Genomic DNA, 26,167 nt, shown 5'->3' on the forward strand with positions numbered 1-26,167 from the left:
CTCTGTGTTGATTGGGTTTGTCAGTGGCGGGACCGGCGCACGAGGCTGCCGACGTCCAGGATCAGGGCCACGCGGCCGTCGCCCATGATGGTGGCGCCCGACACATCGTTGACCTTGCGGTAGTTCGCTTCGAGGTTCTTCACCACGACTTGCTGCTGGCCGAGGAGTTCGTCCACCAGCAGGGCCACGCGGCCGCCTTCGGCTTCCACGACCACCATGATGGAGCTGACGTGCTCGAAGTCGAAGCGGGGCACATCGAACACCTTCTCCAGTTCGATGACCGGCATGTATTCGTCGCGCACTTCGACGACGCGGCCGGAGCCGGCCACCGTCTTGATGGTGTCGGACTGCACCTGGAAGGACTCGACCACGCTGCTCAGCGGCAGGATGTAGCACTCGTCGCCCACACCCACGCTCATGCCGTCCATGATGGCCAGCGTGAGCGGCAGGCGCACGGACACCTTCATGCCGTAGCCCTCGGCGGAGTCGATCTCGACCGTGCCGCCCAGCGAGGTGATGTTCTTCTTCACCACGTCCATGCCCACACCGCGGCCGGAGACGTCCGTCACCTGCTCGGCGGTGGAGAAGCCCGGCGCGAAGATCAGGTTCCAGCATTCGGCGTCGGTCATGGTGTCCGGCGCGTCGATGCCCTTTTCGCGGGCCTTCTTGATGAGCTTCTCGCGGTTCAGGCCACGGCCGTCGTCGCGCACTTCGATGACGATGCTGCCGCCTTGGTGCGAGGCCACCAGGGTGATGGTGCCTTGCTCGGGCTTGCCCTTGGCGATGCGGTCGGCCGGCATTTCGATGCCGTGGTCGCAGCTGTTGCGCACCAGGTGGGTGAGCGGGTCGGTGATCTTCTCGACCAGGCTCTTGTCCAGCTCGGTGGCTTCACCCTGCGTGACCAGCTCGACCTTCTTGCCCAGCTTGGCGGCGAGGTCGCGCAGCATGCGCGGGAAGCGGTTGAACACCGTCGACATCGGAATCATCCGGATCGACATGACCGACTCTTGCAAGTCGCGGGTGTTGCGTTCCAGGTCGGCCAGGCCGGAGGTCAGCTGCTGGTAGATGGCTGGGTCCAGCTCGCGGCTGTTCTGCGCCAGCATGGCTTGCGTGATGACGAGCTCGCCGACGAGGTTGATGAGCTGGTCGACCTTTTCAATGGAGACGCGCAGCGTGGTCTGGTCCAGGCCACCGCCGGCGGGCTTGGCTTCCGTCTTGGCCGGCGGAGTCGGGCGGGCCGGCACGATGGCAGCGGCGGGCTTGACTTCGGCCGGGGCCGCAGCGACCGGCTCGGCGGCACCCGACGGCACGCCCGGGGCATCATCAAAGAAGCCGTAGCCGGGGTCGGCGGATGGGGCTTCAGCAGGCGGTGCGCCCGGGGCACCGTCATAGAAGCCGAAGCCGGGGCCGAGCGTGGTCAACTTCACCTGCTCACGGGCCACGTGGAAGGTGAACAGGTCCAGCAGGTCGTTGTCCGTGCTGCTCGTCAGCACCTTGAAACGGCGCATGCCGTCGGAGCTTTGACCGGCGTCCAGCGGCTCGATGGTGCCGAGGTCGGTGATTTCCTTGAACAGCTCGACGAGGTTGTCGGCAATGCTCGGGTCGGGCAGGGGGCCGACCTGCAGTTCCAGCAAGCGGGCACCGGCGCCCGGAGCGGCAGCAGCGGCCGCCGGTGCGGGGGCAGGTGTTGCGGCCTGGGCCTTGGGGGCCGGCGCAGCCGCGGGTGCGGCGGGCGCGGGGGCGCTGCCGCCCTCCACGAAACTCTTGATGTTGAACAGCAGTTCGGTGGTGTCCACCGGGTCGGCGCCGGAGCCCTGGTGGCGGCCGAGCTGGGCGCGCAGGGCGTCACCCGACTGCAGCAGCACGTCCACCATGGGGGCCGTGGGTTGCAGTTCATGCCGGCGCAGCTTGTCCAGCAGCGTCTCCATCTGGTGCGTCAGTTCAGCGACATCGCTGAAGCCGAACGTGGCCGCGCCGCCCTTGATGGAGTGCGCGCAACGGAAGATGGCGTTGAGTTCTTCATCGTCGGCCGCTTCGACGTTCACATTGAGCAGCAGCTGCTCCATGTTGTCGAGGTTCTCCCCGGCTTCCTCGAAGAAGACTTGGTAGAACTGGCTGAGATCGATACCAGCGCTGATGCTGGCGCCTTCGGAAGTCATGTCACCCATGGCTGGTGCTCCCTGTGGAACCGACTGACTTCAGCGGATGACCTTGCCGATCACTTCGATCAGCTTGGCCGGATCGAAAGGCTTCACCAACCAGCCCGTGGCGCCCGCCGCACGACCGGCTTGCTTCATCGCGTCGCTGGACTCGGTGGTCAGGATCAGGATGGGCGTGGTCTTGAACTTCGGGTTCTCGCGGAGCTTCTTGGTCAGGCTGATGCCGTCCATGCGGGGCATGTTCTGGTCGGTCAGCACCAGGTCGAAGTCGCGCTGACCGGACTTCTCCCAAGCGTCCTGCCCGTCCACCGCTTCCACCACGTTGAAGCCGGCGTTCTTGAGCGTGAAGGCCACCATTTGGCGCATCGAGGCCGAGTCGTCGACAGCGAGGATTGAGTGCATTTGAGTTTTCTCCGAGGGAACGTGTTGCCTGGGGGCGAAGTGAACGGGTGAGGTCAGAAGAGTTCGATGGAACCGGCGTCCATCTCGTCTTGCGTGACCGGGTTGGGGCGCAGCGGCGCGATCTCGACGACGGCCACGCCGTCCTCGTCGTCCATGCCGAAGGTGTCGCGGGCCAGCTGGTCGGCGCAGTTGCGCAGCCGTTGGCTGGTGTGGGCGATCAGCTGCGTGGCCATGTCCTGGAATTGCAGCGCGGTGATCGCGGCGGCGATGTCCTGCATGATTTGCTTGAGCCCGTCCGAGGCGGCGGTGCCGTCGCTATTGCTCAGCAGGGTCATGGTCTGGCTGGACGCGCTGAAAAAGTGCGTCGACAGGGCTTCGCCGGCGTCGTCGAGCAGGCGTTGCAGCCGCTCCAGATCGTTGGTCACCGTCATCAGGTGATCCTGCAATTCCGCTGCCGCCAGCAGCGGCATGGCGCCCGCAGCTCCGTCGAAATCAGCGGCGGTGGATGAATCTGTCTGCATCGTGTCTCCGCGAGGGGATGCTTGCTTCTTGTCCCAATGCCCTGTGGTTTCCCTCAGGGCGAATGCATCATGGCATGTTCATATCCATTTCGGCACGTGTCGGCGTCCAGATGTCGCGAGAACGAGCCGTATTACCGGTCTGACCCCCATTGAGTGAGCCTGCGGGTGTTGTTGCCGGTGCGCGGCATACTGCGCCCCCATGACGATTTCTGGTCTGGAACCGGGCTCCCGGGTACTGCGCGTGCTGCATGTCGAGGACTCCGAACTCGATCATCAACTCATCCTGGCGCAACTGCTGCGAGCCGGGTTGCGCCTGGACATCGAGAGGCTCGATGCGCTGCCGGCGGTGCTGGCGGCGCTGGAGCGTCCCTGGGATGCAATCATCTCCGACTACAACCTTCCCGGCTACTCGGGCCTGCAGGTGCTGGAAGCCCTGAGGGCCCGGGATCGCGCCACGCCGTTCATTCTGGTGTCCGGCGAGATTGGCGAAGACATTGCCGTGGGTGCCATGCGCGACGGCGCTTCGGACTATCTGCTCAAGAGCAGCCTGCATCGCCTGGCTCCAGCGCTGCTGCACGCGGTGGAGGCTGCCGATTCCGAACGCGCCCGTCAGCGGGCAGATGAAGAGGTGGTGCGCTCCAAGCAGCGGCTGCACGAACTGGCCGGCCACCTGCAAACCAGCGTGGAGCTGGAGCGGGCGGCGATTGCTCGGGAGATTCACGACGATGTGGGCGGCTCGCTCACCGCCATCAAGTTCGACCTTGCGTGGATCGACCGGCATGCCCAGACCCCCGAGGTGCGCCAGCGGGTGGCGTCGGCGCTGGAGACTGTGAATGCCGCCATCGAGGCCAGCCAGCGCATCATGCACAACCTGCGCCCGGCCATCCTGGAGCAAGGCCTGGTGGCTGCGTTGCAGTGGCTGACCGCCCGGTTCGAGCGCCGCACCGGCATCGAAGCCGCCCTGCGCGTGGGCGAGGAACACCTCGACCTGCCGGCCGGTGTGCCGCTGGTGGCCTACCGCACCGCGCAAGAGGCGTTGACGAATGTGTCCAAGCACGCGCAGGCCAGTCGCGTGACCGTGGAGCTCAGCCAGGACTCCGGCGTGCTGACGCTGGAGATTCGGGACAATGGCTGCGGCATGGGCGCCAGCGATCTGGCCAAGGAACGTTCGTTCGGCATCCGCGGGCTGCACGAGCGGGCGGCCACGGTGGGCGGCTGGGTGGATCTGTCCAGCACGCCGGGCGGGGGCACCAGCCTCATCCTGACCGTGCCGTTGGCGCAAGACGCCATCGACGCGCTGGACGACGAGGCCGAGCTGGGCGTGGATGAAGGGCAATCGATTTGGGGGCGAGCATGATCCGCGTCATCTTGTGTGACGACCACGGGCTGATCCGCCGGGGCATTCGCGACACGCTGGCCGATGCGCAAGACATCGAGGTCGTGGGCGAAGCCGGCGACTACACCGAACTGCGCGGCCTGTTGCACAGCCTGGGCAAAGACAACCCCTGCGACGTGCTGGTGCTGGACATCAACATGCCCGGCCGCAGCGGTCTGGATGTGCTGCATGTGCTCAAGGACGAAGGCAACCCGGTGCGCGCGCTGATCGTGTCGATGTACCCCGAAGACCAGTACGCCATCCGCGCGTTGCGGGCCGGGGCGTATGGCTACGTCAACAAGGGCGGCGACCCCGCTTCGCTCGTGCAGGCGGTGCGGACGGTGGCCCAGGGGCGGAAATACGTCACGCCAGAGATCGCGCAGATGTTGGTGGAAAGCCTGACCGCGCCTGTGGCGGAGCAAGCACACCACAAACTGTCGGATCGTGAACTTCAGACCCTGGTGATGATCGCGTCTGGAAAGCGCCTGTCGGACATTGCAGAAGAACTGATGCTCAGCCCCAAGACGGTGAGCGTTTACCGTGCCCGCGTGCTGGAGAAGTTGGGGTTGGCCAACAACTCCGAACTGACGGTGTATGCCATCCGCAACGGACTCGTCGCCAGCTGAGCCGCGCCGCACGCGCGCGCCTTCGCTCGTCAAACGCCTCACGCGGCTGAGCGTGGCGGTGATGGGCGCGGCGTTGCTGCTCAGCTCGCTGGCCCTGGCGGCCTGGGTGTATCACAGCCTGCGCGAAGCCCAGCTGCGCGGGGCGGAGCAGTCGGCCCAATGGCTGGCGGAAAACCTCGCTCCGGCACTGGCCTTCCATGACCGTGAGGCCACGCGCGATGCGCTTGTGGCCTTCAGCCGGCGTGATGGGCTGCAAGCCTTGACCGTGCGCGATGCCGCCGGGGCCGCGTTCGCGCACTGGCCGTCCGAAGCCGCCGCGGCGCCGTGGCCCACGCGCCCGGTGGCCGTGGACTGGAATCAGGTGCAACTGGTGGTGCCGGTGATGCTGCAGGGCGAGCGCATCGGCAGCCTGGCCTGGGTGGAGAGTTTTGAGGCGCTCAACGCCACGCTGGTGCGACTCGCCGCGGGTGCGGTGGGCGTGCTGGCGCTGTCCCTCGTGGGGGCCAGTCTGCTGCTGCGCTGGACGCAACGCCGCGCCTTGGCTCCGCTGGTGGCCCTGTCGCGCCTGGCCGAGCGCGTGGCCACCAGCCAGGACTACAGCCTGCGGGCCCCCGTGCGTGAGCAAGACGAAGTGGGCCGCCTGGCCGAGCGCTTCAACGGCATGCTGCGCCGCATCGAGGTGTGGCACGAAGACATGACCCAGCAACTCGCCGTGGAGCAGCAGACCGGCCGCGCCTTGCAGCAGCTGGCGCACCGTGACACGCTCACCGGCTTGCCCAACCGCCTGGCCTTCGAGCTGACGCTGGAGCGGCTGTTCGTCGACTTGCACAACCCCCAGCACTCGCTGAGCCACCGGCTCGCGCTGCTGTTCATCGACCTGGACAACTTCAAGGGCGTGAACGACCGCCTGGGCCATGCGGCGGGCGACGCGGTGCTGGTGGAGGTGGGCCGGCGCATGGGCAGCGTGTTGCGGGCCAGCGACCGGTTGTTCCGCCTGGGTGGCGACGAGTTCGCCTTGCTGGTGGCGGATGTGGCCGACCCCGAAGCCGTGGAGCAACTGGCCGGTCGTTTGATCGACAGCGTGCGTCAGCCGCTGTTGCTTCAAGGCGAAGTGCAGCCGGTGGGGGCCACCGTAGGCCTGGCTTTCGTGCCTGATGACGCAACCGACCCGCAGTCGTTGCTGCAAGCGGCCGATGCCGCCATGTACGCTGCCAAACATGCCGGCAAGAACACGTACCGCAGGGCAGGGCGCAGCACGACGCCCAGCCCTTGAAGCCTTGGCGGCGGCCCTGCTGATCAGCAGCGCGGCCGCCGCCCAAACGCCCGATACGGGCTTACCCGCGCCCGCCGTCACGGGGGTTGCGGCGCCCGAGGCCGCCGAACTGCCCAGCCTTGAAGACCTGCTGCGCACCGAGCGCCGCGGCGCCGCCGCGGACGTGGCCGTCAGCACCGCCTCGCGCCAGGCCCAGAGCGCCGACCTCGCCCCCGCCGTGACCCGCGTGGTCACTCGCCAAGACATCACCCGCCTGGGCCTGCGCAACCTCGGCGATGTGCTGCGGCTCATGCCCGGCCTCGAGGTGCGCGAAGACGGCGAAGTGAGCCGGGTGGCCGTGCGGGGCGTGGCGCCGGGCGACTTCAACGGCCGCGTGCTATTCCTGCTGGACGGCTTGCGGCTCAACGACAACATCTACGACGCCGGCCCGGCCAACCGCGAGTTCTTCGTCGACGTCGGCCTGATCGAGCGCGTGGAGTTCACACCCGGCCCCGGCTCGGCCCTGTACGGCGGCAACGCGTTGCTGGGGGTCATCAACATCGTCACCCGCCATGCGGACACGCTGGCTGGCCCGCAGGGGCAGGTCAGCTTCGCGCCGCGCGGGCAGGTGGCCACTCGGCTGAGCTATGGCCAGCGGCTGGACAGCGGCGCCGAATGGACGGCCGCCTTCAGCAGCGAGCATGAGCCGCACCCCGGCCTGCAGTTCGGCGAACCGCAGGAGTACCACGCGCAGCTGTTGCCGCTGGAATGGGACCGCGTGCAGCGCTGGTCAGTCGGTGCTCGCGCCTCGGGCTGGACTGCGCGCGTGGGGGAGGTGTGGCGCGACCGCGGCACCTACAGCTTCCTGCCCAATTCGGGCGACATCACCGGCAGCGTGAACGCCATGCGCGAACGCTACGCACAGACTGGCTGGGAAGGCACGGCGGGCGATTGGGACCTGCACCTGGGCGTGGCGTGGCAGGAATCGCGCTACCGGGCGGACCAGGCCGACGACACCACCCAAGACCTGCGCACCAGCCGCTTCGAGGCGCTGGGCCGCTGGTGGCTGGCCGAGTTGCGCCTGGCGCGCAGCTGGGGTGGGGACGCGGGCAACAGCCACACCACCACCTTCGGCATGGACTGGCAGCGCGACAAGACCCAGCGCTTCCGCTACGAGCTGATCGGCGACCCGCCCAGCGACGAGAACTACGCCGCCCAGCGCCTGGGCTTTTACCTGCAGGACGAATGGCGCCTGGCCGAGCGACAGCGCCTGGTGCTGGGCGTGCGGCAAGACGGCGTGCACGGCGGCGAGTCCAGCTGGAACCCGCGCGCGGCGTGGGTGTGGTCACCCGTGCCAGGGCAGAGCCTGAAGGTGATGTGGGGCACCGCGTTCCGCGCGCCCAACCGTTTCGAGCAGGCGCTCAATGAGTCGGCCCGGGCCGACCCGCTGCGGCCCGAGCGGCTGCGCACACTGGAAGTGGCGTGGCAGGGCCGCATTCCGGGCTTGGAGGGCTGGAGTTGGCAGGGCTCGTGGTTCACCAGCCACCTGACCAACCTGATCGAGCGCGGCCGCGCGCAGCCCTTTGCCAACACCGCCGTGGCGCAATCACGCGGGGCCGAACTGGGCGTGCAGGGGCAGTGGGGCAAGGGCTGGCAACTGCAGCTCAGCGCGCTGGGCCAGCACAACCGGGCTGCAGACGGCAGCCGCCAGGCCTACAGCCCGGCCCGCACGCTCAAGTGGATGCTGCAGGTGCCGTTGGCCGACACCGGCCTGCGCCTGTCGCTCAACGGCTGGGCCACCTCCGAGCGGCAAGGCGATGAGCGCTTGCCCGGCTACGCGCAGACGCGGGCGCACCTGCTGTGGCAGCCCAGCCGGCGCTGGGATGTGTTCGTCGGCGCTGACAACGTGGGCGGCCGGGCGTATTCGGAGTCCAGCGGGGCGGGCTACGCCGCGCCGCGTCGCCTGGAAGGCACGCGTTGGCAGGCCGGCGTGACCTGGCGGGGGGATGCGCCATGAAGGCCTGGTCCTTGCTGCTGTTGCTGCTGGTGAGCGCAGCGCTGGCGCGGGCCCGGGCGGACAGCCTGGACGAAGACCGCCTGCGTGCCGCCTTCGTGCTGCGCCTGGCGCAGTACACGCAATGGCCGGCGTCGGCGGCGGACGGGCAAACCCTGTCGCTGTGCGCGGCGGGTTTGCCGGCTTCGGGGCTGGAGGCGGTGAAAGGGCTGGCCAGCCGCGCCGTGGGCGGCGCGCAGATCCGCGTGCGCAGCCTGACCGAGCCGAAGGACGCCAGCCACGGCTGCCAGGTGCTGGTGCTGGGCCACCCGGACGCGGCCACGCTGCGCCAGTGGGTGTCGGCCGTGCCGGACTCGCCCGTGCTGGTGGTGGCCACCAGCCCGGAGGCGCTGCGGGCGGGGGTGTGCATTGCGCTCATCACCGAACCCCAAGGCATGGCGTTTGCCGTCAACCACGGCGAGTCTAAAAAACGCGGGCTGAGCCTGGCCGCGCCCGTGCTGAAGCTGGCCCGCGAAGTGCGTTGACCCGGGGGCTCCGGCCCCCTTCAACCGCCCACTCATCTGCGCTTTTCGACGTTTCGGCGCCGCAGCTTGCCGTTCGTCAAAACCCCTGTAGACGGATAGCGCTGTCTGTACACAATCCGCCCCGATCCGCCTGCTGGCGGCAACTCTGGGGAGCGCGTCATCGACACCGGATTGCTGAAGGAACTGCGCATTGACGGCGCGCAGCGTGAGGACCACGACGGCGGCATGCCGCGGTGGATCTGGGGCGCGGCGGCCGGTGCCGTGGTGCTGGCCGTGGCGGGCGGCGGCGCCTGGTGGTGGCTGGCGGGCGCCAAGCCCGTGGCGGTGCAAACCACCACCGTGCGCGCCAACGGGCAGGGGCCAGCGGCCGATGCGGTGCTGCAGGCCACCGGCTACGTCACCGCACGGCGCATGGCCACCGTGTCGGCCCAGATCACCGGCACGCTCACCGAGGTGCTGATCGACGAGGGCTTCAAGGTCAAGAAGGGCCAGGTGCTGGCGCGGCTGGACGACACCGGCCTGAAAGCCGGTCTGGCCGCCGCCGAGGCGCAGGTGCGCACCGCGGAAGCCAACCAGGGCCAGCTGCGCGCCCAACTCGCCCAGGCCCAGGCCGACGAGCGGCGCCAGGCCGAACTGAACGCGAGTGGCATGACCACGCGCCAGTCGCGCGAGCAGGCGGCCACCGCCGTCAAAACCGTCAGCGCCCAGTTGGAGGCCTCGCAGCGCCAGATCGAGGCCGCACAGGCCCAGGTGCGGCAGGCACGCGTGAACTTCGACTACGCCACCGTGCGGGCGCCGTTCGATGGTGTCGTCACGGCGCGGGCCGCCCAGGTGGGTGAAATCATCTCGCCGCTGTCGGCCGGCGGCGGCTACACCCGCACCGGCGTGGGCACCATCGTCGACATGGACTCGCTGGAGGTGAACGTCGACGTCAACGAGGCCTACATCGCGCAGGTCAAGGCCGACATGCCGTGCGAAGCCGTGCTGGACGCCTACCCCGACTGGAAGATCCCGGCGCACGTGGTGGCCGTGATCCCGAGCGCCGACCGCGGCAAGGCCACCGTGAAGGTGCGTGTGGCGCTGGAGAAGAAGGACGACCGCGTGGTGCCCGACATGGGCGTGCGCGTCACCTTCCTGGCCGCCAAGCCCAAGGAGCAGGCCAAGCCCGCACCGGGCGTGCTGCTGCCGCCCGACGCCGTGGTGGACCGCGACGGCGGGCCCGCGGTGTTCGTCGTGCAGGACAACCGCGCCGAGCGCCGGGTGGTGAAGCTGGGCGGCGACGTCGGCAAGTTCAAGCTGGCCACCGAGGGGGTGAAAGCGGGTGAGACGGTCGTCGTGTCGCCGCCCGCGGAGCTGAAGCAGGGGTCAACCGTCTCCAACAAGGAATGAGCATGAGCGCACTGATCGAGATCCGCGACCTGTCCAAGGTCTACGCCCGCGGCAAGCAGAAGGTGGAGGTGCTGCACAACATCAACCTCGACGTGGCCCAGGGCGACTTCCTGGCGCTGATGGGCCCTTCGGGCTCGGGCAAGACCACGCTGCTGAACCTGATGGGCGGGCTGGATGCGCCCACGGGCGGCTCCATCGCGGTGGGCGGCGATCGCATCGACAAGCTCTCGGGCGCGGCCCTGGCCAAGTGGCGCGCCTCACGCGTGGGCTTCGTGTTCCAGTTCTACAACCTCATGCCCACACTGTCGGCGCAGAAGAACGTGGAGCTGCCGCTGTTGCTGACCAAGCTGTCGGCCGGTGAACGCAAGAAGCGCGCGGCGATTGCGCTGCAGCTGGTGGGCCTGGCCGACCGGGCCTCGCACAAGCCCACCGAGCTGTCGGGCGGCCAGCAGCAGCGGGTGTCGATTGCGCGGGCCATCGTGAGTGACCCGACCCTGCTGGTGTGCGACGAGCCCACCGGCGACCTGGATCGCCAGTCCGCCGAAGACGTCCTGACCCTGCTGCAGGCGCTGAACCGCGAGCATGGCAAGACTATCGTGATGGTCACCCACGACCCGCGCGCCGCCGCCCGCGCCAGCCGCACCCTGCACCTGGACAAGGGCACGCTGGTGAGCGAAGCCGAGACGGCATGAAGCCCCTCGTCCAACAAGTACGTTGGCCGGTCCCCCGAGGGGACGCCAACGCGTGCTGGGTTGACCAGCCCGCATTGCCTGGCCGGGCCGGCTCGGGAGCGGCCCAGCGCTCGGCCCGCAAACCTCGGTCGTCGAAAGGAGTTCGACAGTGAAATACCTCCACCTCATCTGGGCCGCGCTGTTCCGGCGCAAGGGCCGGACCTTCCTGACCCTGGTGTCCATCATCACGGCCTTCCTGCTGTTCGGCCTGCTGGACGCCGTGCGCGTGGGCTTTGACCAGGCGGGCAAGAGCGCCAACGGCGCGCAGCGGCTGCAGACGGGCTCCAAGCTCAGCTTCATCCAGTTGCTGCCCATGTCGCTGCAGGGGCGCATCGGGCAGATCGACGGCGTGAAGGACGTGGCCTTTGCCAACTGGTTTGGCGGCGCCTACCAAAAGCCCGAGAACGCGGTGTTCAGCTTTGCCGTGTCGCCCAACTACCTGGACATTTATCCGGAGATGGAAGTCTCGGCCGAGCACCGCAAGGCTTTTGCCGAGACCAAGAACGGTGCGCTGGTGGGCGAGCAGCTGGCCACCAAGTTCGGCTGGAAGGTGGGCGACCAGGTGCCCATGCAGTCCACCATCTTTCCGGACAAGAACGGCAGCCAGAACTGGCCCTTCACCATCGTCGGCATCATCAAGGTGGCCGACAAAAAGGCCGCCGGCTGGTGGAGCCAGATGTTCCTGCTGAACTGGAAATACTTCGACGACACCACGCCGTGGAACCAGGGCCAGGTGGGCTGGTACGTGACGCGGGTGAAGGACGTGAACCAGGCCGACCGCGTGCTGCAGGCGATTGACGAAATCTCCGCCAACTCCGACCACGAAACCCGCACCCAGACCGAGGCGGCCGCCATGTCCAGCTGGATGAAGCAAGTGGCCGACATCAACCTGATCGTCACCTCCATCATGGGCGCCGTGTTCTTCACGCTGCTGCTGCTCGCGGGCAACACCATGATGCAGGCCGTGCGGGAGCGCACCGGCGAGATTGCGGTGCTCAAGACGCTCGGGTTCTCGGGGGGTAGCGTGCTGGCCATGGTGTTGGCCGAGTCGGTGCTGCTGCTGTTGATCGGCGGCGGCGTGGGTTTGTTGCTGGCCAGCGTGATCGGGCCGGCGGTGTCAGCCGGCAGCGGCGGCGCCCTGAACCTGCCCGCGGCGGGCGCTACGAGCTGGCTGATTGGCGGCGGCCTGGCCCTGCTGTTCGGACTGCTGGTGGGGGCGATGCCGGCGCTGCGCGCCATGCGCGTGAACATCACCGATGCACTGGCTGGGAGGGCATGAGATGAAGCTCCTTAAGAACCTCGGCCTCGCGCTGCTCACGGTCCTGCTGCTGGCCGGCTGGGTCATGCTGCCCTGGCAGGGCGCACTGGCGCTGGCGGTGCTGCTGGCGGTGTGGATGGCCCTGTTCCGCTCGGGCATGCAAACCCGCTCGGTGGCGTCGGTCGGCATCAGCACGCTCACGCAGCGGCTGGGGTCGTCGGCCGTCATCGTGGTGGGCATTGCCGGTGTGGTGGGTGTGCTGGTGGCGCTGCTGGCCATGGCCGAGGGCTATGCGCAAACGCTGCGCAACTCCGGCTCGTTGGACACCGCCATCGTCATGCGCGGCGCGTCGGCCAACGAGGTGTCGTCCTCGCTCAGCCGCGAAGACATCGTCCAGATCGAGCAAGCCCCCGGCATTGCGCGCAATGCCAAGGGCGAGCCCATCGTGTCGGCCGAAACCGTGGTGGCGGCCAACCTGCCGGTCAAGGGCGGCAAGGCGGGGGACTCGGGCAGTGCGCAGGTGCGCGGCATCAGCGAAGCCGCATTCGCCGTGCGGCCCAACGCCAAGATCGTCGAGGGCCGCAGCTTCCAGCCGGGCCTGCGGGAAATCGTGGTCGGCAAGGGGGCGGTGCGGCAGTTCAACGGGCTCACCGTGGGCGCCACGCTCAAGCTTGGCAACCAGCCCTGGACGGTCGTGGGCATCTTTGCCTCGGGCGACGCGATGGAGTCGGAACTCTGGGCCGACGCCAACGTCGTGAACGACGCCTACAAGCGCGGCAGCGGCCGCAACTCGGCGACCGTCAAGCTGGAAAGCGCGGCGGCCATCAAGACCTTCAGCGAGGCGCTGGAGAACAACCCGCAGCTCAAGGTCAAGGCCAGCACCACGCTGGACTTCTTCGCCAAGCAAAGCGAGCAGATGACCAAGGTGCTGCGCATCATCGGCATCGTGGTGGGCTCCATCATGGCCGTGGGCGCGGTGTTCGGTGCGTTGAACACCATGTTCGCCGCCGTGGCGGCGCGGGCCCGCGAAATCGCCACGCTGCGCGCCATCGGCTTTCGGGGCCTGCCGGTGGTGGTGGCCGTGATGCTGGAAACCACGCTGCTCGCGCTGATCGGCGGGCTGGTGGGCGGCGGCATTGCCTGGCTGCTGTTCAACGGCTTCGAGGCCTCCACCATGGCCGCGGGCGCCGTGGGCAAGCTCAGCTTCAACCTGGCCGTGTCGCCGCAGCTGCTGTGGGAGGGCATCAAGTGGGCCCTGGCCATCGGCTTCGTGGGCGGGCTGTTCCCGGCGGTGCGGGCGGCAAGCCTGCCGGTGACGACGGCGTTGCGGGAGGCTTGAGCGGGCCGGCGCGGCGGGCCTGGACCCCGGCCGGCTGCGCCTTGCGATCAGAGCGACGGGAAACGATGCACGCCGTCGTCGGGCAGCTTGGCCATGCAGGCCACAAACAGCGGGTGGGCGAGCCAGGCGTGGAGCCAGCCGCGCACCGCCGGCAGTTCCAGCCCGGCAAACCAGTCGGGCGCCACGGCGGCGAACTGGCGCACGAAGGGCATGACCGCCAGGTCGGTGGCGCAGGGCGTGTCGCCCCCGAGGTGGGGTGCGTCGCGCAAGCGGCTTTCCAGCGGGTGCAGCAGCGCGTCCACCGCCCCGTCGCGGTGGGCCTCGGGTGTCAATGCGTCTCCGGTGTAGCGCTGCGGGTACTTCCAGCGGTCCAGGTGGTGCTTGAAATCACCGTCGTTGCGCTGCAGCAGGTTCAGGTTGTCGGGCGACTGGGCGCGGTCCCACCAGCCCTGCGCCGGGCTGGCCGAGAAGGCCCAGCGCATGATGTCCCAGCTCTCGTCGATGACCCGCCCATCGGGCAACTGCAGCACCGGCACGGTGGCCTTGGGTGAGAGGGCCAGCAAGCTCGCAGGCTTGGCGCGCAGGCTGACCTCGACCGCGTCGAACGGCCGGCTGGCTTGCAGCAGCGCCATGCGGGCGCGCATGGCGTACGGGCAGCGTCGAAAGGTGTAGAGCCGCGGGCAGGGCGGCGTGTGGACTGCGCTCATGGGTGGAGGCCGGCGCCTCGGTTCAGCGGGGGGGCGAGGGCGGATTGTCGAACGCAGCGCAGCGGGGGGGCGGCTCGGGCCCAGAGCGCGCACTTCAGCTGAACGCCGCCAGCAACCGCTCCAGCGCCACCGTGAACGGCGTCTGCATCAGCGGCAGCGTGGCCACCATGCCGATCAAACCGACGCTGACCGTCAGCGGAAAACCGACCGAGAACACGCCGATTTGCGGCGCCACGCGCGAGATCACGCCCAGCACCAGGTTCACGAACATCAGCATGGTGATCAGCGGCAGCGAGATCCACAGGCCAATGCTGAAGATCTCGGCCCCCCACTGCTGCGGTGCCGCGGCGCGCAGGAAGGCGAAGGGCTCGCCCCCCACCGGGAAGGTGTGAAAGCTCTGCACCAGCGCGTTGATGAGCAGCAGGTGCCCGTTGATGGCGATGAACAGGAAGGCCACCATGCTGCCGAAGAAGCGGGCGCTGGCCGTGCCTTGCGCGCCGGTGCTGGGGTCGAAGAAGCCGGCGAAGTTCAAGCCCATCTGCAGGCCGATGATTTCGCCTGCGAACTCCAGCGCCGCGAACACGATGCGCACCGCAAAGCCCATGGACAGGCCGATCAGCAGCTGCTGCGCCACCAGCAGGGTGAGCAGGGGCAGGGAGTCCAGCGGCGTGGGCGGGATGTCGGGCAGCGAGGGTTGCGCCGCCACGGCGATGAAGAGGCTCAGCCCCACGCGCAGCCGCAGCGGCACGTTGCGCTGGCTGAACGTGGGCATGCCCGCAAACAGCGCGAGCGTGCGGATGAACGGCCACAGCAGCGGGTTCAGCCAGGCCAGCAGCTGGGCCTCGGTGACGCTGAACATGGCCCGGGCCTCAGCCCACCACCGACGGGATGGTTTGCAGCGTGCGCTGGATGTACTCGACCAGCGTGGTCACCATCCAGGGGCCAGCGATGGCCAGCGTCAAGATGGCGGCCAGCACCTTGGGCACGAACGACAGCGTGGACTCGTTGATCTGCGTGGCGGCCTGGATCACGCTGATCACCACCCCCACCAGCAGCACCACGATCAGCACCGGTGCCGACACCAGCATCAGCACGTACAGGCCTTGCTGGCCGAAGGTGAAAACTTGTTGAGCGTCCATGGCGGGGCCGTCAGGTGGCGAAGGAGGCGGCAAGCGAGCCGAGCAGCAGGTTCCAGCCGTCCGCCAGCACGAACAGCATCAGCTTGAAGGGCAGGGCCACGAGCACGGGCGACAGCATCATCATCCCGAGGCTCATCAGCACGCTGGCCACGATCATGTCGATCACCAGGAACGGGATGAAGATCAGGAACGCGATCTGGAAGGCGCTCTTGAGCTCGCTCGTCACGAAGGCAGGCACCAGCACCTTGAAGGGCACGTCCTCGGGCTTGATGTTGTTGTCCAGCTTGGCGAGGCGGGCAAACAGCGTCACGTCGGCCTGGCGGGTTTGCTTGAGCATGAAGCCGCGCATGGGCACTTCGGCGCGCTTGAGCGCCTCGTCGAACGCGATGGTGCCGGCGCTGTAGGGCTGCCAGGCGTCGGCATACACCTTGTCGAGCGTGGGGCTCATCACGAAGAAGGTGAGGAACAGGCTCAGGCCCACGATCACCTGGTTGGGCGGCGCGGCTTGCGTGCCCAGCGCCTGGCGCATCAGGCTCAGCACGATGGCGATGCGAGTGAAGGCCGTCATCATCAGGATGACTGCCGGCAGGAAGCCCAGCGCTGTGAAGAACAGCAGCGTCTGGATGGGCACCGAATAGCTGCCGCCTGCGCCCTGGCCGACGAGCAAGGGCAGGGTGGCCGGTGGGGTTTGGGACTGGGCGACGGCGGCGCCGGACACGAGGCACAGCGCGGCCGTGGCCGCTGCTGCACCGAGCGCTTTCACGGCGGGCCGACGCCACACGGCCGGCACGCGAGGCGCTTGCCCGGCTGCGCCTGAAGGTGGGGTCAGGGGCTCAAGCATCCTTTTGCTCCTTCTTCAGGAACTGGGCGAAGGACGCGGGCGCCGGAGGTTCAGCCTGCGGGGGCAGCGTGTGCAGTGTGGTGATGCTCTGGGCCGTGGCGCCCAGCACCAGCCAGCGGCGGTCTTCGCCCTGGCCGACTTCCACCACCAGCAGTCGCTGGTTCGGGGACGTGGGCAACTGCGCCACCACGCGCAGCACGCCCGCGGCCGCAGCACCACCCATCGGCGTGCGCTTGAGCAGCCACAGCGCGACGGGGATCAGCGCGACGATCCCGAGGAACCAGAGAAAAGGAAGCAGGCCGGAAGCATTCATGCCTCGGCATTCTGCGGAGCGACTTGAGGCCTTGAACGCCTCAAATAGCCATTGAAACCCCGCCTCGTCTTGCGACTGCTGCCGCCGAAGGCGCTGCGTCTTCGCGCAGACCTCGGCGATCCGGCTCTGCCGGGCGCACGAGGTCGCCCCATGGAGGGGGCGCGAAGCGCTTAAGGGGGTGGTCCGCTCAAGCGCCCTTGGACAGGCGCCGCATGCGTTCAGACGGCGTGACGATGTCAGTCAGCCGGATGCCGAACTTGTCGTTCACCACCACCACCTCGCCCTGGGCGATCAGGTAGCCGTTGACCAGCACGTCCATGGGCTCGCCGGCCAGGGCGTCCAGTTCCACCACCGAGCCTTGGGCCAGTTGCAGGATGTTCTTGATCGGGATGCGCGTGCGGCCCAGTTCCACAGTCAGCTGGACGGGGATGTCCAGGATCATGTTGATGTCGCCCGCCGGGCCACCCGCCGTGGTGGGCGAGAAGTTGGCAAAGCTGGGTGTGGACACCTGCTCCGGCGCCACTTCGGACACCACTTCCGTGGAGGCAGAGGCCGCTGGGGCGGCGGAGGCTTCGGCCAGCGCCGCCGCCCATTCCGCCGCCATTGCGTCTTGTTCGTCTTGGCTCGGGGTATCAGGGCTCATGTTTCGCTCCCAACCAGCTTTCCTGCGAGCCAGTCAGCATTTGGTCGACCTTGAGGGCGTATCGGCCATTGGACGTGCCGTAGTGGCACTGGAACACCGGCACCCCGTCCACCTTGGTCTGGATGACGGGGTCCAGGTCGAGTTCGATGAAGTCGCCCGGCTTGAACGCCAGCAACTGCTCCACGGTGGCCGGGGCCGTGCCCAGCTCGGCCACCAGTTCCACCTCGGCGGCCTGGATCTGCGTTTTCAGCAGGTTGATCCAGCGGCGGTCGGGCTCGGTGGAGTCGCCCTGCGTGGTGCTGTAGAGCACGTCACGGATGGGCTCCAGCGTGGAGTACGGGATGCAGAAGTAGATGGTGCCGCTGGTCTCGCCGATTTCCAGCGTGAACGAGGTTGACACCACGATCTCGCTGGGTGTCGCGATGTTGGCGAACTGGGGCTGCATCTCCGAGCGCTGGTACTCCAGCTCCAGCGGATAGATGCCCTTCCAGGCCTTGTGGTACTCGTGCAGCACCACCTCGACGATGCGGGTGATGACGCGCTGCTCGGTGGGCGAGAAATCGCGGCCTTCGATGCGGGCGTGGAATTTGCCGATGCCGCCGAACAGGCTGTCGATGACGGCGAACACCAGCGTCGGGTCGCACACGATGAGACCGCTGCCGCGCAGCGGCTTCACCGACACGATGTTGAAGTTGGTCGGGACGACGATCTCGCGCAGGAAGGCGCTGTACTTCTGCACCTTGATGCCGCCGATGGCGACTTCCGGGCTCTTGCGGATGAAGTTGAACAGGCCCACGCGGATGTTGCGCGCGAACCGCTCGTTGATGATTTCCATCGTGGGCATGCGCCCACGGACGATGCGTTCCTGGCTTGCGAGGTTGTACTCGCGAATGCCACCAACCTGCTCCTCCTCGGCTTCGAGCTTCTGGCTCTCGCCGGTGATGCCCTGGAGCAGTGCATCGACTTCGTCTTGGGAAAGAATCTGCTGATTCATGCCGAGGCCTCTGGAGATCCCGTGACCTTCGTCGCAGGTTGAGCGCCGGCTCGCGCCCGAGCCGGCACGCCATGGCGATGGGCCGAGTGGGCGCGCCTGCGTTCAGCGGGGCGAGAGGGGGCGAGGGGCGTCATGGTCACTGCACGATGAAGTTGGAGAACAGCACCTGGGTCACGGGGCTTTCGACTTGGGCCTTCTTCTTTTTCTTCTTCTTCTTTTTGGCCGCGTCGGCGTCTTCTTCGTCTTCGTCGTCGAGCTCGATGCCCATCGGGCGCACCGACTCGCGCATCACTTCGCGCGACAGCTTTTCCTTGCCTTCGCGGGTCAGCAACTCAGAGGCGGTCTTGTGCGACAGCACCATCAGGATGTTGCTGCGGATGGCCGGCATGTAGGCCTTGATCTGGTCGGCGAACTTCGGGTCTTCCACCTGCAGGGTGACGCCGATCTGCGCAAAGCGGTCCACGTCCTTGTCGGCCAGGTTCACGGTGAACGGGTCCAGCGGCACGAACGTGGGCGGGTGGTCGTTCTTGGCGTGGGCCTTGGGCTTGGGTGCGGGCTCGTGCACCTCCGCCCCTTCCTCGCCTTCCTCGGCCGGCTTTTTCTTGAGCAGCATGAAGGCGGCACCGCCCCCCACCAGCACGAGCACCAGCACGGCTGCGAGGATGATGATCAGCTTCTTGCTGCCGCCTGCCTTGGGCGGGGCGGCTTCAGCAGCCGGCGCGTTCGCCATGTGAACTCCTTCAAACGTCTGTCACCCGTGCCGCAGGGCGCGGACCGTGGGCACCTTTGCAGCCGATTATTGACTTCGGCTTCACGGGCCAAGCCCCGATTAGCTCAAGCCAGCCGTGGCTATTTCCACTTCCGGGCGGTCTTCAGGTTCAGGCAAAGGTGTCGAGCAGGCCCACCGACCGGCGTGGTGCCGAGGCCGCGGGTGCGGTGTCGGCCGCGCCGCCCGGGGCGCCACGGGCACTGGCGGAGCCGGTGCGGCCACCCTCAGCACCCGAATTGCGGTTGTCGGATGCCCCCGGGTCTTGCTGCGCTTGCTGGAACACGCCCCCGCCCGACAGCGTCAGGCCCTGCCCCTGCAAGGCGGCCGCCAGATCCGGCAGGCTTTGCTCCAGCGCGGCGCGGGTTTCGGCCTGCACCGCCTGGAACGACACCTGGGCCTGGCTGCCGTCCAGCACGATCTGCACCGTCACGGGGCCCATCTCGGCGGGGTTGAGTTGAAGTTCGGCGTGCTGCACGCCATCCACCGCCATCAGGCTGACGCGGGTGCCCAGCTCCGGCGCAAACGCGGTGCTGTGCAGCGAGGCGTGCACGCGGGCCGTGGCTTCCGGCGTGAAGCGGGTGTCGGCGGCGCCTCCCAACAACGGCTGCATCACGGCGGCAAAGGCCTGCGGATTGGCGCTGGCGGTCGGCAAGGCGGTGGGCCCTGCGCTGGCCGCGTCACGCTGGGCGGGCGCGAGGCTGGCGCTGCGTTCGGCGCTGGCTGTCGCGTCTTGCCGCGCGGCGGCGGCGGAACTGGCGGCCGCCGGGGGGGGCGCGGGGCGCGCGGCGGTGGCTGATGACGTGCCGTCGCCTGGGGGCGTGGTGCGGCCTGCAGCGCGTGCGGTGGCCGAGCCCGTGTCGGCGTCGGCATCAACGCTGGCGTTCGCGGCGGTGCTGTCGGCATCGGTGGCGCCGGCGTCTGCGTGGGCGAGGGCCCGGCCGTGGCGGGCGGTACCCGCTGCGGCGGTGGCCGTGGCATCGCCTCCGGCGCCGTCGGCGAGTTGAGTCGCTGCGGTGGTGTTGGCCGGCGTGGGCAGCGCCGGGGCGGCGGCCGGGGTCAGCCCGATGAGCTGGGTGAACTCGGCCAGGCCCGCGCTGGCGTCGTCAGCCGGGGCTTCGAGGGCGTCGCGGCCGTCTCCCGCCTCGCTGGCGGTGGCGGCGTTCAGGGCGTCTGCGGTGCCGGGGTCGGCGGCGGCTTCGCCGGGGGGCTGCAGTTCACGGGTCGATGGGCGGCCGTCAGCGGGGCGCGTGGTGGAGGCGGGGGCCTTGCTGGCCGGTGCGGCGGAAACCTTGCGGGCCGGCGCCGGGGCCGCGTCCTGCGGCGCGGGGGCCGCCGCCTTGGCCGCCGTCGAGTGGGGCGAGGACGGCTCGGCGCTGCGCGCTGCGGTGGGCTCGGCGGTCGGCGCTGAGGTTGGCGTGCAGGTTGGCGTGGAGGTCGGCACGGCCTGCTCGCTGAGCAGGCGGGCGAAGTTGGCGCCACTCAGCCCGGCCAGGGCCGATGCGGCGTTGCTGGTGCCCGACGCGGGCAGGGCTGCGGGTGGGGTGGCGGGCTTGGCGGCGGTGGCCTGGGCGGTGCTGATCATGGGGCGCCTCGGCTCAAGAGTGGGCGGCCCGCTGCAGCTGCACGCGGGCGGCAAATTCGTCGGTGGCGCGTTGCTCGCGTCGCTGGGTCTGGCGCAGGGCCTCGGCCTGGCGGCGGGCGATCAACTGCTTCAGCGCGGCCACACGCAATTCCGCCTGGCGCAGCGCGTCTCGGGCGCGGGCCTGGCGTTGGTCGGCGTGCTGGGCCACATGACCTTGGGTCACCACGGCTTGGTCCAGCCGCTGGCCAAAGGTTTGGTAGCAGGCCACGATGTCCATGGTGGTGGCGCGGGCGAAGGTTTGCGTCCAGCGTTGCTCGTACTCCTGCCGGTAGCCGGTCAGCTCACCATGCTGGGCGCGGGCGGCCTGGGCCTGGTTGCTGGCGGCGTTCAGCGCGCGGGCTGCCGCATCGCGCTCGTCTTCGGCGCGCTCCAGCAGCAGGCTCAAGGTGTCGGTGGCAGTGGCACTCATGCGATCTCCAGCGCGGTGCGGACCGGACGGTTCCACACCCCATCGTTATCGGCCGCTGCCGGTGCGCGCTTCAGGCGCCCTGCACCACGGCCTGCAATTGACTGACGCTGGCGTGAAGAAGTGCCGGGCTGTGCATGTCCTGCTGCAGCAGCCGCGTCATGTCGGCATGCAGGCGCACGGCGAGGTCCAGCTCGGGGTCGCTGCCCGGGGCATAGGCACCGAGCTGGATCAGGTCGCGGGCCTTGTTGTATTTCGCCAGAAGCTGGCGGAATCGACGGGCGGAATCGACCTGGTTTTGCGGTGCAACACTGGTCATCACCCGCGAGATGGAGCGTTCGATGTCGATGGCCGGGTAGTGGCCGGCCTCGGCGAGTTCGCGTGAGAGGACGATGTGGCCGTCCAGAATGCCGCGCGCCGCGTCGGCAATCGGGTCTTGCGGGTCGTCGCCCTCGGTCAGCACGGTGTAGAAGGCGGTGATGGAGCCTTCACCGGGCAGGCCGTTGCCGCTGCGCTCCACCAGCTGTGGCAGTTTGGCAAAGCAGCTGGGCGGGTAGCCCTTGGTGGCGGGCGGCTCGCCAATGGCCAGGGCAATTTCGCGCTGGGCCATGGCGTAGCGGGTGAGGCTGTCCATCAGCAGCAGCACGTGGCGGCCTTCGTCGCGGAAGTGCTCGGCAATGGCGGTGGCGTAGTGGGCGCCCTGCATGCGCATCAGCGGCGGTGCGTCGGCCGGGGCGGCCACCACGACGCTGCGGCGCAGGCCTTCCTCGCCGAGGATGTCTTCGATGAATTCCTTCACTTCGCGGCCGCGCTCGCCGATCAGGCCCACCACGATGACGTCGGCCTGCGTGTAGCGGGCCATCATGCCCAGCAGCACCGACTTGCCCACGCCGGTGCCGGCGAACAGGCCCAGCCGCTGGCCTCGGCCCACGGTGAGCAGGGCGTTGATGGCGCGCACCCCGGTGTCCAGCGGGCGGCGCACGGGGTCGCGGTCCATCGCGTTGATGGGGCGGCGCACCATGGGTTCGTTGTGGATGCGGGTGAGCTCGCCGCCGCGGTCCAGCGGGTGGCCGTGCGGGTCCACCACGCGGCCCAGCAGTCCGTCGCCCATGGGCAGGTGCAGGCCACGGTCTTCGCCCCGGCGCCAGGGGTGCAGCGGCTGGCCCAGCTGCGGTGCCAGCGGCGGCAGGTGGCGCGGCACCACGGTGGCGCCACTGGAGAGGCCCTGCACTTCGTCGGTGGGCATGAGGTAGGCCCGGTCGCCCGAGAAGCCCACCACCTCGGCATTCACCGGTGCGGCGCCCCGGCGCGGGTTGGCACCGCTGCTGGGCATCTGGATGCGGCACACCGAACCCAGCGGCACCTTGATGCCGGTGGCCTCCAGCACCAGGCCCGCCACGCGCACCAGCTTGCCGTGCGACTCCAGCGGCGCGGCGTTGCTGGCCAGGGTTTCCAGGTCGGTCAGGTAGCGCTGCCAGCGCTCGGTGCGCTCAGGCGTCGTCATCCGCGCCTCCGCGGCGGTCTTCCCAGATGGACTGCTGGCCGATGGCGGACACCGCCTGCTGCCAGCGGGCGGCGAGGGTGGCGTCGACGCTGGCGATGTCGGCGTCCACCTTCACGCCACCGCGGGCCACCTCGGCATCGGGCACCAGCTGGGCCTCGCGGGCTTCCAGCTCGTGGCCCGCGCCGTCTTGCACCAGGTCGAAATCGGCGGGGTTCACGCGCACGCGCACATGGCGGGCCGAGAGCTGCAGCGCCTCCACGGCATCGTGCGCCACGCGGGCGATCAGCTCGGGGTTTTGCGTCAGTTCGCTGCGCACGACCTGGCGCGCCAGCTCTACGGCAATGCGGGCCACCGAGGCGGCCATCGCGTCTTCCAGCCCGCGCATTTCGGCATCGAAACTGGTGACCACGGCGCCGATCTGCTTGCTCATCTGCTGGGCAAAGCTTTGCTTGAAGGCGTCCAGCGCGGCCATGCCGTCACGGTAGCCGTCTTGATAGCCGGACTGTCGGGCGGCGTGCAGCTGCTCTTGCGCGCTGGGTTCGGGCGGCGGCGGGGGCTCCACCGGCGCGGCGGCCGGTGCGGGCGCGGGCGCTGCGCCGGGGCGCATGGGCGCAAAGGGCGACGCGGGCGAATCGCCCAGGTGGTCCAGCGACCAGGCCTTGGCGCCTTGCACCTCTTCGCCGGGAATGAAGCGGGCGTAGCTGCCGCGCCGTTCGCCTTCGCGGCGGTCGGGCGGGGGCACCTGGCGGGGCGGTTGACGGGTGGCCATGGTCAGACGAACTGGTCGTCACCCCCACCCGCCAGCACGATCTGCCCTTCGTCCACCAGGCGGCGGACGATCTTGAGCATTTCCTTCTGCTCGGCCTCCACCTCGGACAGGCGCACCGGGCCGCGGCTTTCGAGGTCTTCGCGCAGGGTTTCGGCGGCGCGGCTGGACATGTTGCGGAAGATCTTCTCGCGCAGGTCGACGCTGGCGCCCTTGAGGGCCACCACCAGGCTTTCGCTCTGCACTTCCTTGAGCATGGCCTGGATGCCCTTGTCGTCGATCTTGTTCACGTCGTCGAACGTGAACATGTTGTCCATGATCTTCTGGGCCAGGTCGGAGTCGGCCTCGCGGATGTAGTCCAGCACCGAGGCTTCCACGCTGGAGCCCATCATGTTGATGATTTCCGCCGCCGTCTTGGCGCCGCCCAGCGAGCTCTTCTTCATGCGCTCGCCGCCGGCCAGGATCTGGCTCATGACCTCGTTGAGGTCCTTCAGTGCGGTGGGCTGGATGCCGTCCAGCGTGGCGATGCGAATCAGCACCTCGTTGCGGCCCCGCTCGGTGAAGAGCTTGAGCACGGAGCTGGTCTGGTCAAAGTCCAGGTGGGCCAGGATGGCCGCAATGATCTGCGGGTGCTCGTTGCGCAGCAGTTCGGCCACGCTGGCGGCGTCCATCCACTTGAGGCTTTCGATGGACGAGACATCGCTGCCTTGCAGGATGCGGTCCAGCAGCAGGTTGGCCTTGTCTTCACCGAGCGCCTTGCGCAGCACCGCGCGCACGTATTCGTCGGTGTCGGTCACCAGCGTGCTGTGGGTGTCGGCGACGGAGTCGAACTTGTCGAGCACCTCCTCCACCTGCGCCCGCTTGATGATCTTGAGCTTGGCGATGGTTTCGCCCAAGGCTTGCACTTCCTTGGGAGACAGATGCTTGAAGACCTCGCTGGCCTCTTCTTCGCCCAGCGACATCAGCAGGATGGCTGCGTTCTCGATGCCTTTGTCGTCCATGTTCAACCCTCACGCGCCGCTGCGCAGTGCACCGCCGTTCCCTGGGCGGGGCCGGCCAAGGCGGGCCTTGGGCGAGGCGTGCACGGTCAAGCGGATTGCCCTTCCATCCAGTCGCGCACGATGTTGGCGACTGCCAGCGGATTGTCGCGCGCCAGGGTGCGTGCGCGGTCGAGTTTCTCGTTGTGCAGCGGGGCTTCGAGCTTGGGCATGCCGTCGGGGCCCGGCAGCAGTTCGGTGTCGTCCACCACCTCGTCCACGGTTTCGGTCTTGGCCTCCTCAACCGGGGGCAGCGGGGCGGCGGCCTTGATGGCGGGGCGGATCATGCCGAACACCGCGATCAGCGCGATGGCCACGAACGCCAGCGGCACGATGGCGCTGCGGGCGATGTCCAGCACCCAGGGCTGCTTCCACAGTGGGGTGTCGACGGGCTCGCTCTTGTCCAGCACGAAGGGCGCGCTGATGACCTTGACCGAGTCGCCCCGCTCGGCGTTGAAGCCCATGGCCTCCTTGACCAGGTCGGTCAGGCGGGTGATTTCTTCGGCCGACACGGGCTGGTTGGTCGTCTTGCCCTTGGCGTCGGTGACCGAGCGGTGGTTCACCACGATGGCGGCGTTCAGGCGCTTGACGTTGCCCACCGAGCCGCGGGTGACGCGCACCGTCTTGTCCAGCTCGTAGTTGGTGACCTGTTCGCGGCGCGTGCTGTTGCCAGCGCCGGATTGCGTGGCCTGCAGCGGAGCGCTGGCGCCGTTGATGGGCGCCGTGGCGGCGGCCGGCGGCTGGTTGGCGGCCGCGCCGGGCACGCCGGTGGGCGGCGCGACGTTGGCGTTGTTGGACTCGTTGCTCTGGCTGGACCGCACCGCGGCCTGGGCGTTCGGGCCCTGGTTGGGGCGGTATTCCTCGGCGGTGGCCTCGGTTTGCGAGAAGTCCACATCGGCCGTGACGGTGGAGCGCAGGTTGTCGCGGCCCACCACGGGTTCCAGCAGCTCGAAGATGCGCTTGTTGTAGCTGGCCTCGATCTGTTGCTTGTGCTGCAGTTGCTGGCTGTCCAGGCCGGTGGCGGCATCGGCGCCGGTCTGGGAGAGCAGGGCGCCGGTTTGGTCCAGCACGCTCACGGCCTTGGGGTGCAGGTCGGGCACGCTGCTGGACACCAGGTGCACGATGCCGGCAATTTGCGTGCGGTCCAGCGTGCGGCCGCCGCGCAGCGTCAGCATCACGCTGGCGCTGGGCTTTTGCTGCTCGCGGAAGAAGCCGGTCTGCTGCGGAATGGCCAGGTGCACGCGGGCGTCGGCCACGTCAGACATGGCGGTGATGGTGCGGGTGAGCTCGCCCTCCAGCCCGCGCTGGAAGTTCAGCCGCTCATTGAACTGGGTCTGGCCGATGCTGGACTTGTCCATCAGCTCGAAGCCCACCGCGTTGCCGGTGCCGCCCTTGGGCAGGCCCTGGGCGGCGAGCTTCATGCGCAGTTCGTACACCTGGCCTGCCGGCACGAGGATGGTGCCGCCGGCTTCATGCTTGTAAGGCACCTGCATGGCCGAGAGCTGGCCGATGACGGCGCCGCCGTCTTTGTCGGCCAGGCCGGTGAACAGCGGGCGGTAGTCGCCCTGGGTGGACCACATCGTGATGGCCAGCACCGCGCCGGCCAGCGCCAGCAGGCCCGCACCCATGGTGAGCTTGCTGCGCAGCGGCAGTCCGTTCAGGCGCTGCACGAAGCCGGGCTGCGCGTCGGCTGGGGTGATGAGCACCGGGGCGGTGGCAGCGGGGGCGCTCAGGGCGTTGTCCATGGGAGGCGGCAGATGCGAATGGAGGGCCGGGAATTGGCCGATGGCGCAAATTATTCGTGCCCACCCCCTCA

Annotated in this window: 26 protein-coding genes; 9 read left to right on the forward strand and 17 right to left on the reverse strand. The window is 68.7% G+C overall.

Annotation, left to right across the window (positions count from 1 at the left end; genetic code table 11):
• Positions 1-20 precede the first annotated feature (20 nt).
• From ACG01O_RS02870 to ACG01O_RS02880, 3 genes are read right to left on the reverse strand one after another with little or no spacing between them, the layout of a single operon-like run.
• Entirely contained in the window at positions 21-2,168 is a 2,148-nt protein-coding gene (locus ACG01O_RS02870; RefSeq protein ID WP_394381201.1) for a chemotaxis protein CheA, read from the reverse strand.
• A 30-nt stretch (positions 2,169-2,198) separates the two neighbouring features.
• Positions 2,199-2,561, reverse strand: a complete 363-nt coding sequence (locus ACG01O_RS02875) for a response regulator (protein ID WP_056199337.1) — start codon at positions 2,559-2,561, stop codon at positions 2,199-2,201.
• 53 nt (positions 2,562-2,614) lie between these two features.
• On the reverse strand, positions 2,615-3,082 hold the full coding sequence (locus ACG01O_RS02880) for a hypothetical protein (protein ID WP_394381204.1): 468 nt from the start codon (positions 3,080-3,082) through the stop codon (positions 2,615-2,617).
• Positions 3,083-3,281: 199 nt separating this feature from the next.
• Between ACG01O_RS02880 and ACG01O_RS02885 the strand changes: the two genes are divergently transcribed.
• The 9 genes from ACG01O_RS02885 (at position 3,282) to ACG01O_RS02925 (ending at position 13,590) form a co-directional block, all read left to right on the forward strand.
• Positions 3,282-4,439, forward strand: a complete 1,158-nt coding sequence (locus ACG01O_RS02885) for a hybrid sensor histidine kinase/response regulator (RefSeq protein WP_394381206.1) — start codon at positions 3,282-3,284, stop codon at positions 4,437-4,439.
• The gene (locus ACG01O_RS02890; RefSeq protein WP_394381208.1) at positions 4,436-5,083 is read left to right on the forward strand and encodes a response regulator; all 648 of its coding nucleotides are present in this window, start codon (positions 4,436-4,438) and stop codon (positions 5,081-5,083) included. Before ACG01O_RS02885 ends, ACG01O_RS02890 begins: the two co-directional genes overlap by 4 nt.
• Positions 5,052-6,356, forward strand: coding sequence for a diguanylate cyclase domain-containing protein (locus tag ACG01O_RS02895; protein WP_394381210.1), 1,305 nt, complete (start codon positions 5,052-5,054; stop codon positions 6,354-6,356). Before ACG01O_RS02890 ends, ACG01O_RS02895 begins: the two co-directional genes overlap by 32 nt.
• Positions 6,357-6,360: 4 nt before the next feature.
• Entirely contained in the window at positions 6,361-8,352 is a 1,992-nt protein-coding gene (locus tag ACG01O_RS02900) for a TonB-dependent receptor plug domain-containing protein (RefSeq protein ID WP_394381212.1), read from the forward strand.
• Positions 8,349-8,873 (forward strand): YfiR family protein, encoded by a 525-nt coding sequence (locus tag ACG01O_RS02905; RefSeq protein ID WP_394381214.1) that lies wholly within the window; start codon positions 8,349-8,351, stop codon positions 8,871-8,873. Before ACG01O_RS02900 ends, ACG01O_RS02905 begins: the two co-directional genes overlap by 4 nt.
• A 171-nt stretch (positions 8,874-9,044) precedes the next feature.
• Positions 9,045-10,262, forward strand: coding sequence for an efflux RND transporter periplasmic adaptor subunit (locus ACG01O_RS02910; protein ID WP_394381216.1), 1,218 nt, complete (start codon positions 9,045-9,047; stop codon positions 10,260-10,262).
• On the forward strand, positions 10,259-10,954 hold the full coding sequence (locus tag ACG01O_RS02915) for an ABC transporter ATP-binding protein (RefSeq protein WP_394381218.1): 696 nt from the start codon (positions 10,259-10,261) through the stop codon (positions 10,952-10,954). The genes ACG01O_RS02910 and ACG01O_RS02915 overlap by 4 nt, the downstream gene beginning before the upstream one ends.
• Positions 10,955-11,102: 148 nt before the next feature.
• Entirely contained in the window at positions 11,103-12,272 is a 1,170-nt protein-coding gene (locus ACG01O_RS02920) for an ABC transporter permease (RefSeq protein WP_394381220.1), read from the forward strand.
• A gap of 1 nt (position 12,273) precedes the next feature.
• Positions 12,274-13,590 carry an ABC transporter permease gene (locus tag ACG01O_RS02925; RefSeq protein ID WP_394381222.1) on the forward strand — a complete coding sequence of 439 codons (1,317 nt, stop codon included), beginning with the start codon at positions 12,274-12,276 and terminating at the stop codon, positions 13,588-13,590.
• Positions 13,591-13,637: 47 nt separating this feature from the next.
• Here ACG01O_RS02925 and ACG01O_RS02930 read toward each other — a convergent pair whose 3' ends face one another.
• From ACG01O_RS02930 to fliF, 14 genes are all read right to left on the reverse strand, one after another.
• A complete protein-coding gene (locus ACG01O_RS02930) occupies positions 13,638-14,297 on the reverse strand; it encodes a glutathione S-transferase (protein WP_394381224.1) in 660 nt (219 codons plus the stop codon).
• Positions 14,298-14,391: 94 nt separating this feature from the next.
• Positions 14,392-15,156 (reverse strand): flagellar biosynthetic protein FliR, encoded by a 765-nt coding sequence (gene fliR, locus ACG01O_RS02935; RefSeq protein WP_394381226.1) that lies wholly within the window; start codon positions 15,154-15,156, stop codon positions 14,392-14,394.
• 10 nt (positions 15,157-15,166) lie between these two features.
• Positions 15,167-15,436: a flagellar biosynthesis protein FliQ gene (gene fliQ / locus ACG01O_RS02940; protein WP_394381227.1), complete on the reverse strand. Its 270-nt coding sequence runs from the start codon at positions 15,434-15,436 to the stop codon at positions 15,167-15,169.
• Between the two features lie 10 nt (positions 15,437-15,446).
• On the reverse strand, positions 15,447-16,277 hold the full coding sequence (fliP, locus tag ACG01O_RS02945; protein WP_394381229.1) for a flagellar type III secretion system pore protein FliP: 831 nt from the start codon (positions 16,275-16,277) through the stop codon (positions 15,447-15,449).
• On the reverse strand, positions 16,270-16,590 hold the full coding sequence (locus ACG01O_RS02950) for a FliO/MopB family protein (protein ID WP_394381231.1): 321 nt from the start codon (positions 16,588-16,590) through the stop codon (positions 16,270-16,272). Before ACG01O_RS02950 ends, fliP begins: the two co-directional genes overlap by 8 nt.
• Positions 16,591-16,777: 187 nt before the next feature.
• On the reverse strand, positions 16,778-17,233 hold the full coding sequence (gene fliN, locus ACG01O_RS02955) for a flagellar motor switch protein FliN (RefSeq protein WP_394381233.1): 456 nt from the start codon (positions 17,231-17,233) through the stop codon (positions 16,778-16,780).
• Positions 17,223-18,227: a flagellar motor switch protein FliM gene (gene fliM / locus ACG01O_RS02960; protein WP_394381235.1), complete on the reverse strand. Its 1,005-nt coding sequence runs from the start codon at positions 18,225-18,227 to the stop codon at positions 17,223-17,225. The genes fliN and fliM overlap by 11 nt, the downstream gene beginning before the upstream one ends.
• 136 nt (positions 18,228-18,363) lie before the next feature.
• Positions 18,364-18,957, reverse strand: a complete 594-nt coding sequence (locus ACG01O_RS02965; RefSeq protein ID WP_394381237.1) for a flagellar basal body-associated FliL family protein — start codon at positions 18,955-18,957, stop codon at positions 18,364-18,366.
• A gap of 148 nt (positions 18,958-19,105) precedes the next feature.
• A complete protein-coding gene (locus ACG01O_RS02970; RefSeq protein WP_394381239.1) occupies positions 19,106-20,578 on the reverse strand; it encodes a flagellar hook-length control protein FliK in 1,473 nt (490 codons plus the stop codon).
• A gap of 13 nt (positions 20,579-20,591) precedes the next feature.
• Positions 20,592-21,047, reverse strand: coding sequence for a flagellar export protein FliJ (fliJ, locus tag ACG01O_RS02975; protein WP_394381241.1), 456 nt, complete (start codon positions 21,045-21,047; stop codon positions 20,592-20,594).
• Between the two features lie 70 nt (positions 21,048-21,117).
• A complete protein-coding gene (gene fliI, locus ACG01O_RS02980; RefSeq protein WP_394381243.1) occupies positions 21,118-22,548 on the reverse strand; it encodes a flagellar protein export ATPase FliI in 1,431 nt (476 codons plus the stop codon).
• Positions 22,535-23,317 (reverse strand): FliH/SctL family protein, encoded by a 783-nt coding sequence (locus ACG01O_RS02985; protein WP_394381245.1) that lies wholly within the window; start codon positions 23,315-23,317, stop codon positions 22,535-22,537. Before ACG01O_RS02985 ends, fliI begins: the two co-directional genes overlap by 14 nt.
• A gap of 2 nt (positions 23,318-23,319) precedes the next feature.
• Positions 23,320-24,315: a flagellar motor switch protein FliG gene (fliG, locus tag ACG01O_RS02990; RefSeq protein ID WP_394381247.1), complete on the reverse strand. Its 996-nt coding sequence runs from the start codon at positions 24,313-24,315 to the stop codon at positions 23,320-23,322.
• An 86-nt stretch (positions 24,316-24,401) separates the two neighbouring features.
• A complete protein-coding gene (gene fliF / locus ACG01O_RS02995) occupies positions 24,402-26,096 on the reverse strand; it encodes a flagellar basal-body MS-ring/collar protein FliF (protein ID WP_394381249.1) in 1,695 nt (564 codons plus the stop codon).
• Between the last annotated feature and the right edge of the window lie 71 nt (positions 26,097-26,167).

The sequence above is a fragment of the Pelomonas baiyunensis genome (genome assembly GCF_043555935.1).
Classification (GTDB): Bacteria; Pseudomonadota; Gammaproteobacteria; order Burkholderiales; family Burkholderiaceae_C; genus Pelomonas; species Pelomonas baiyunensis.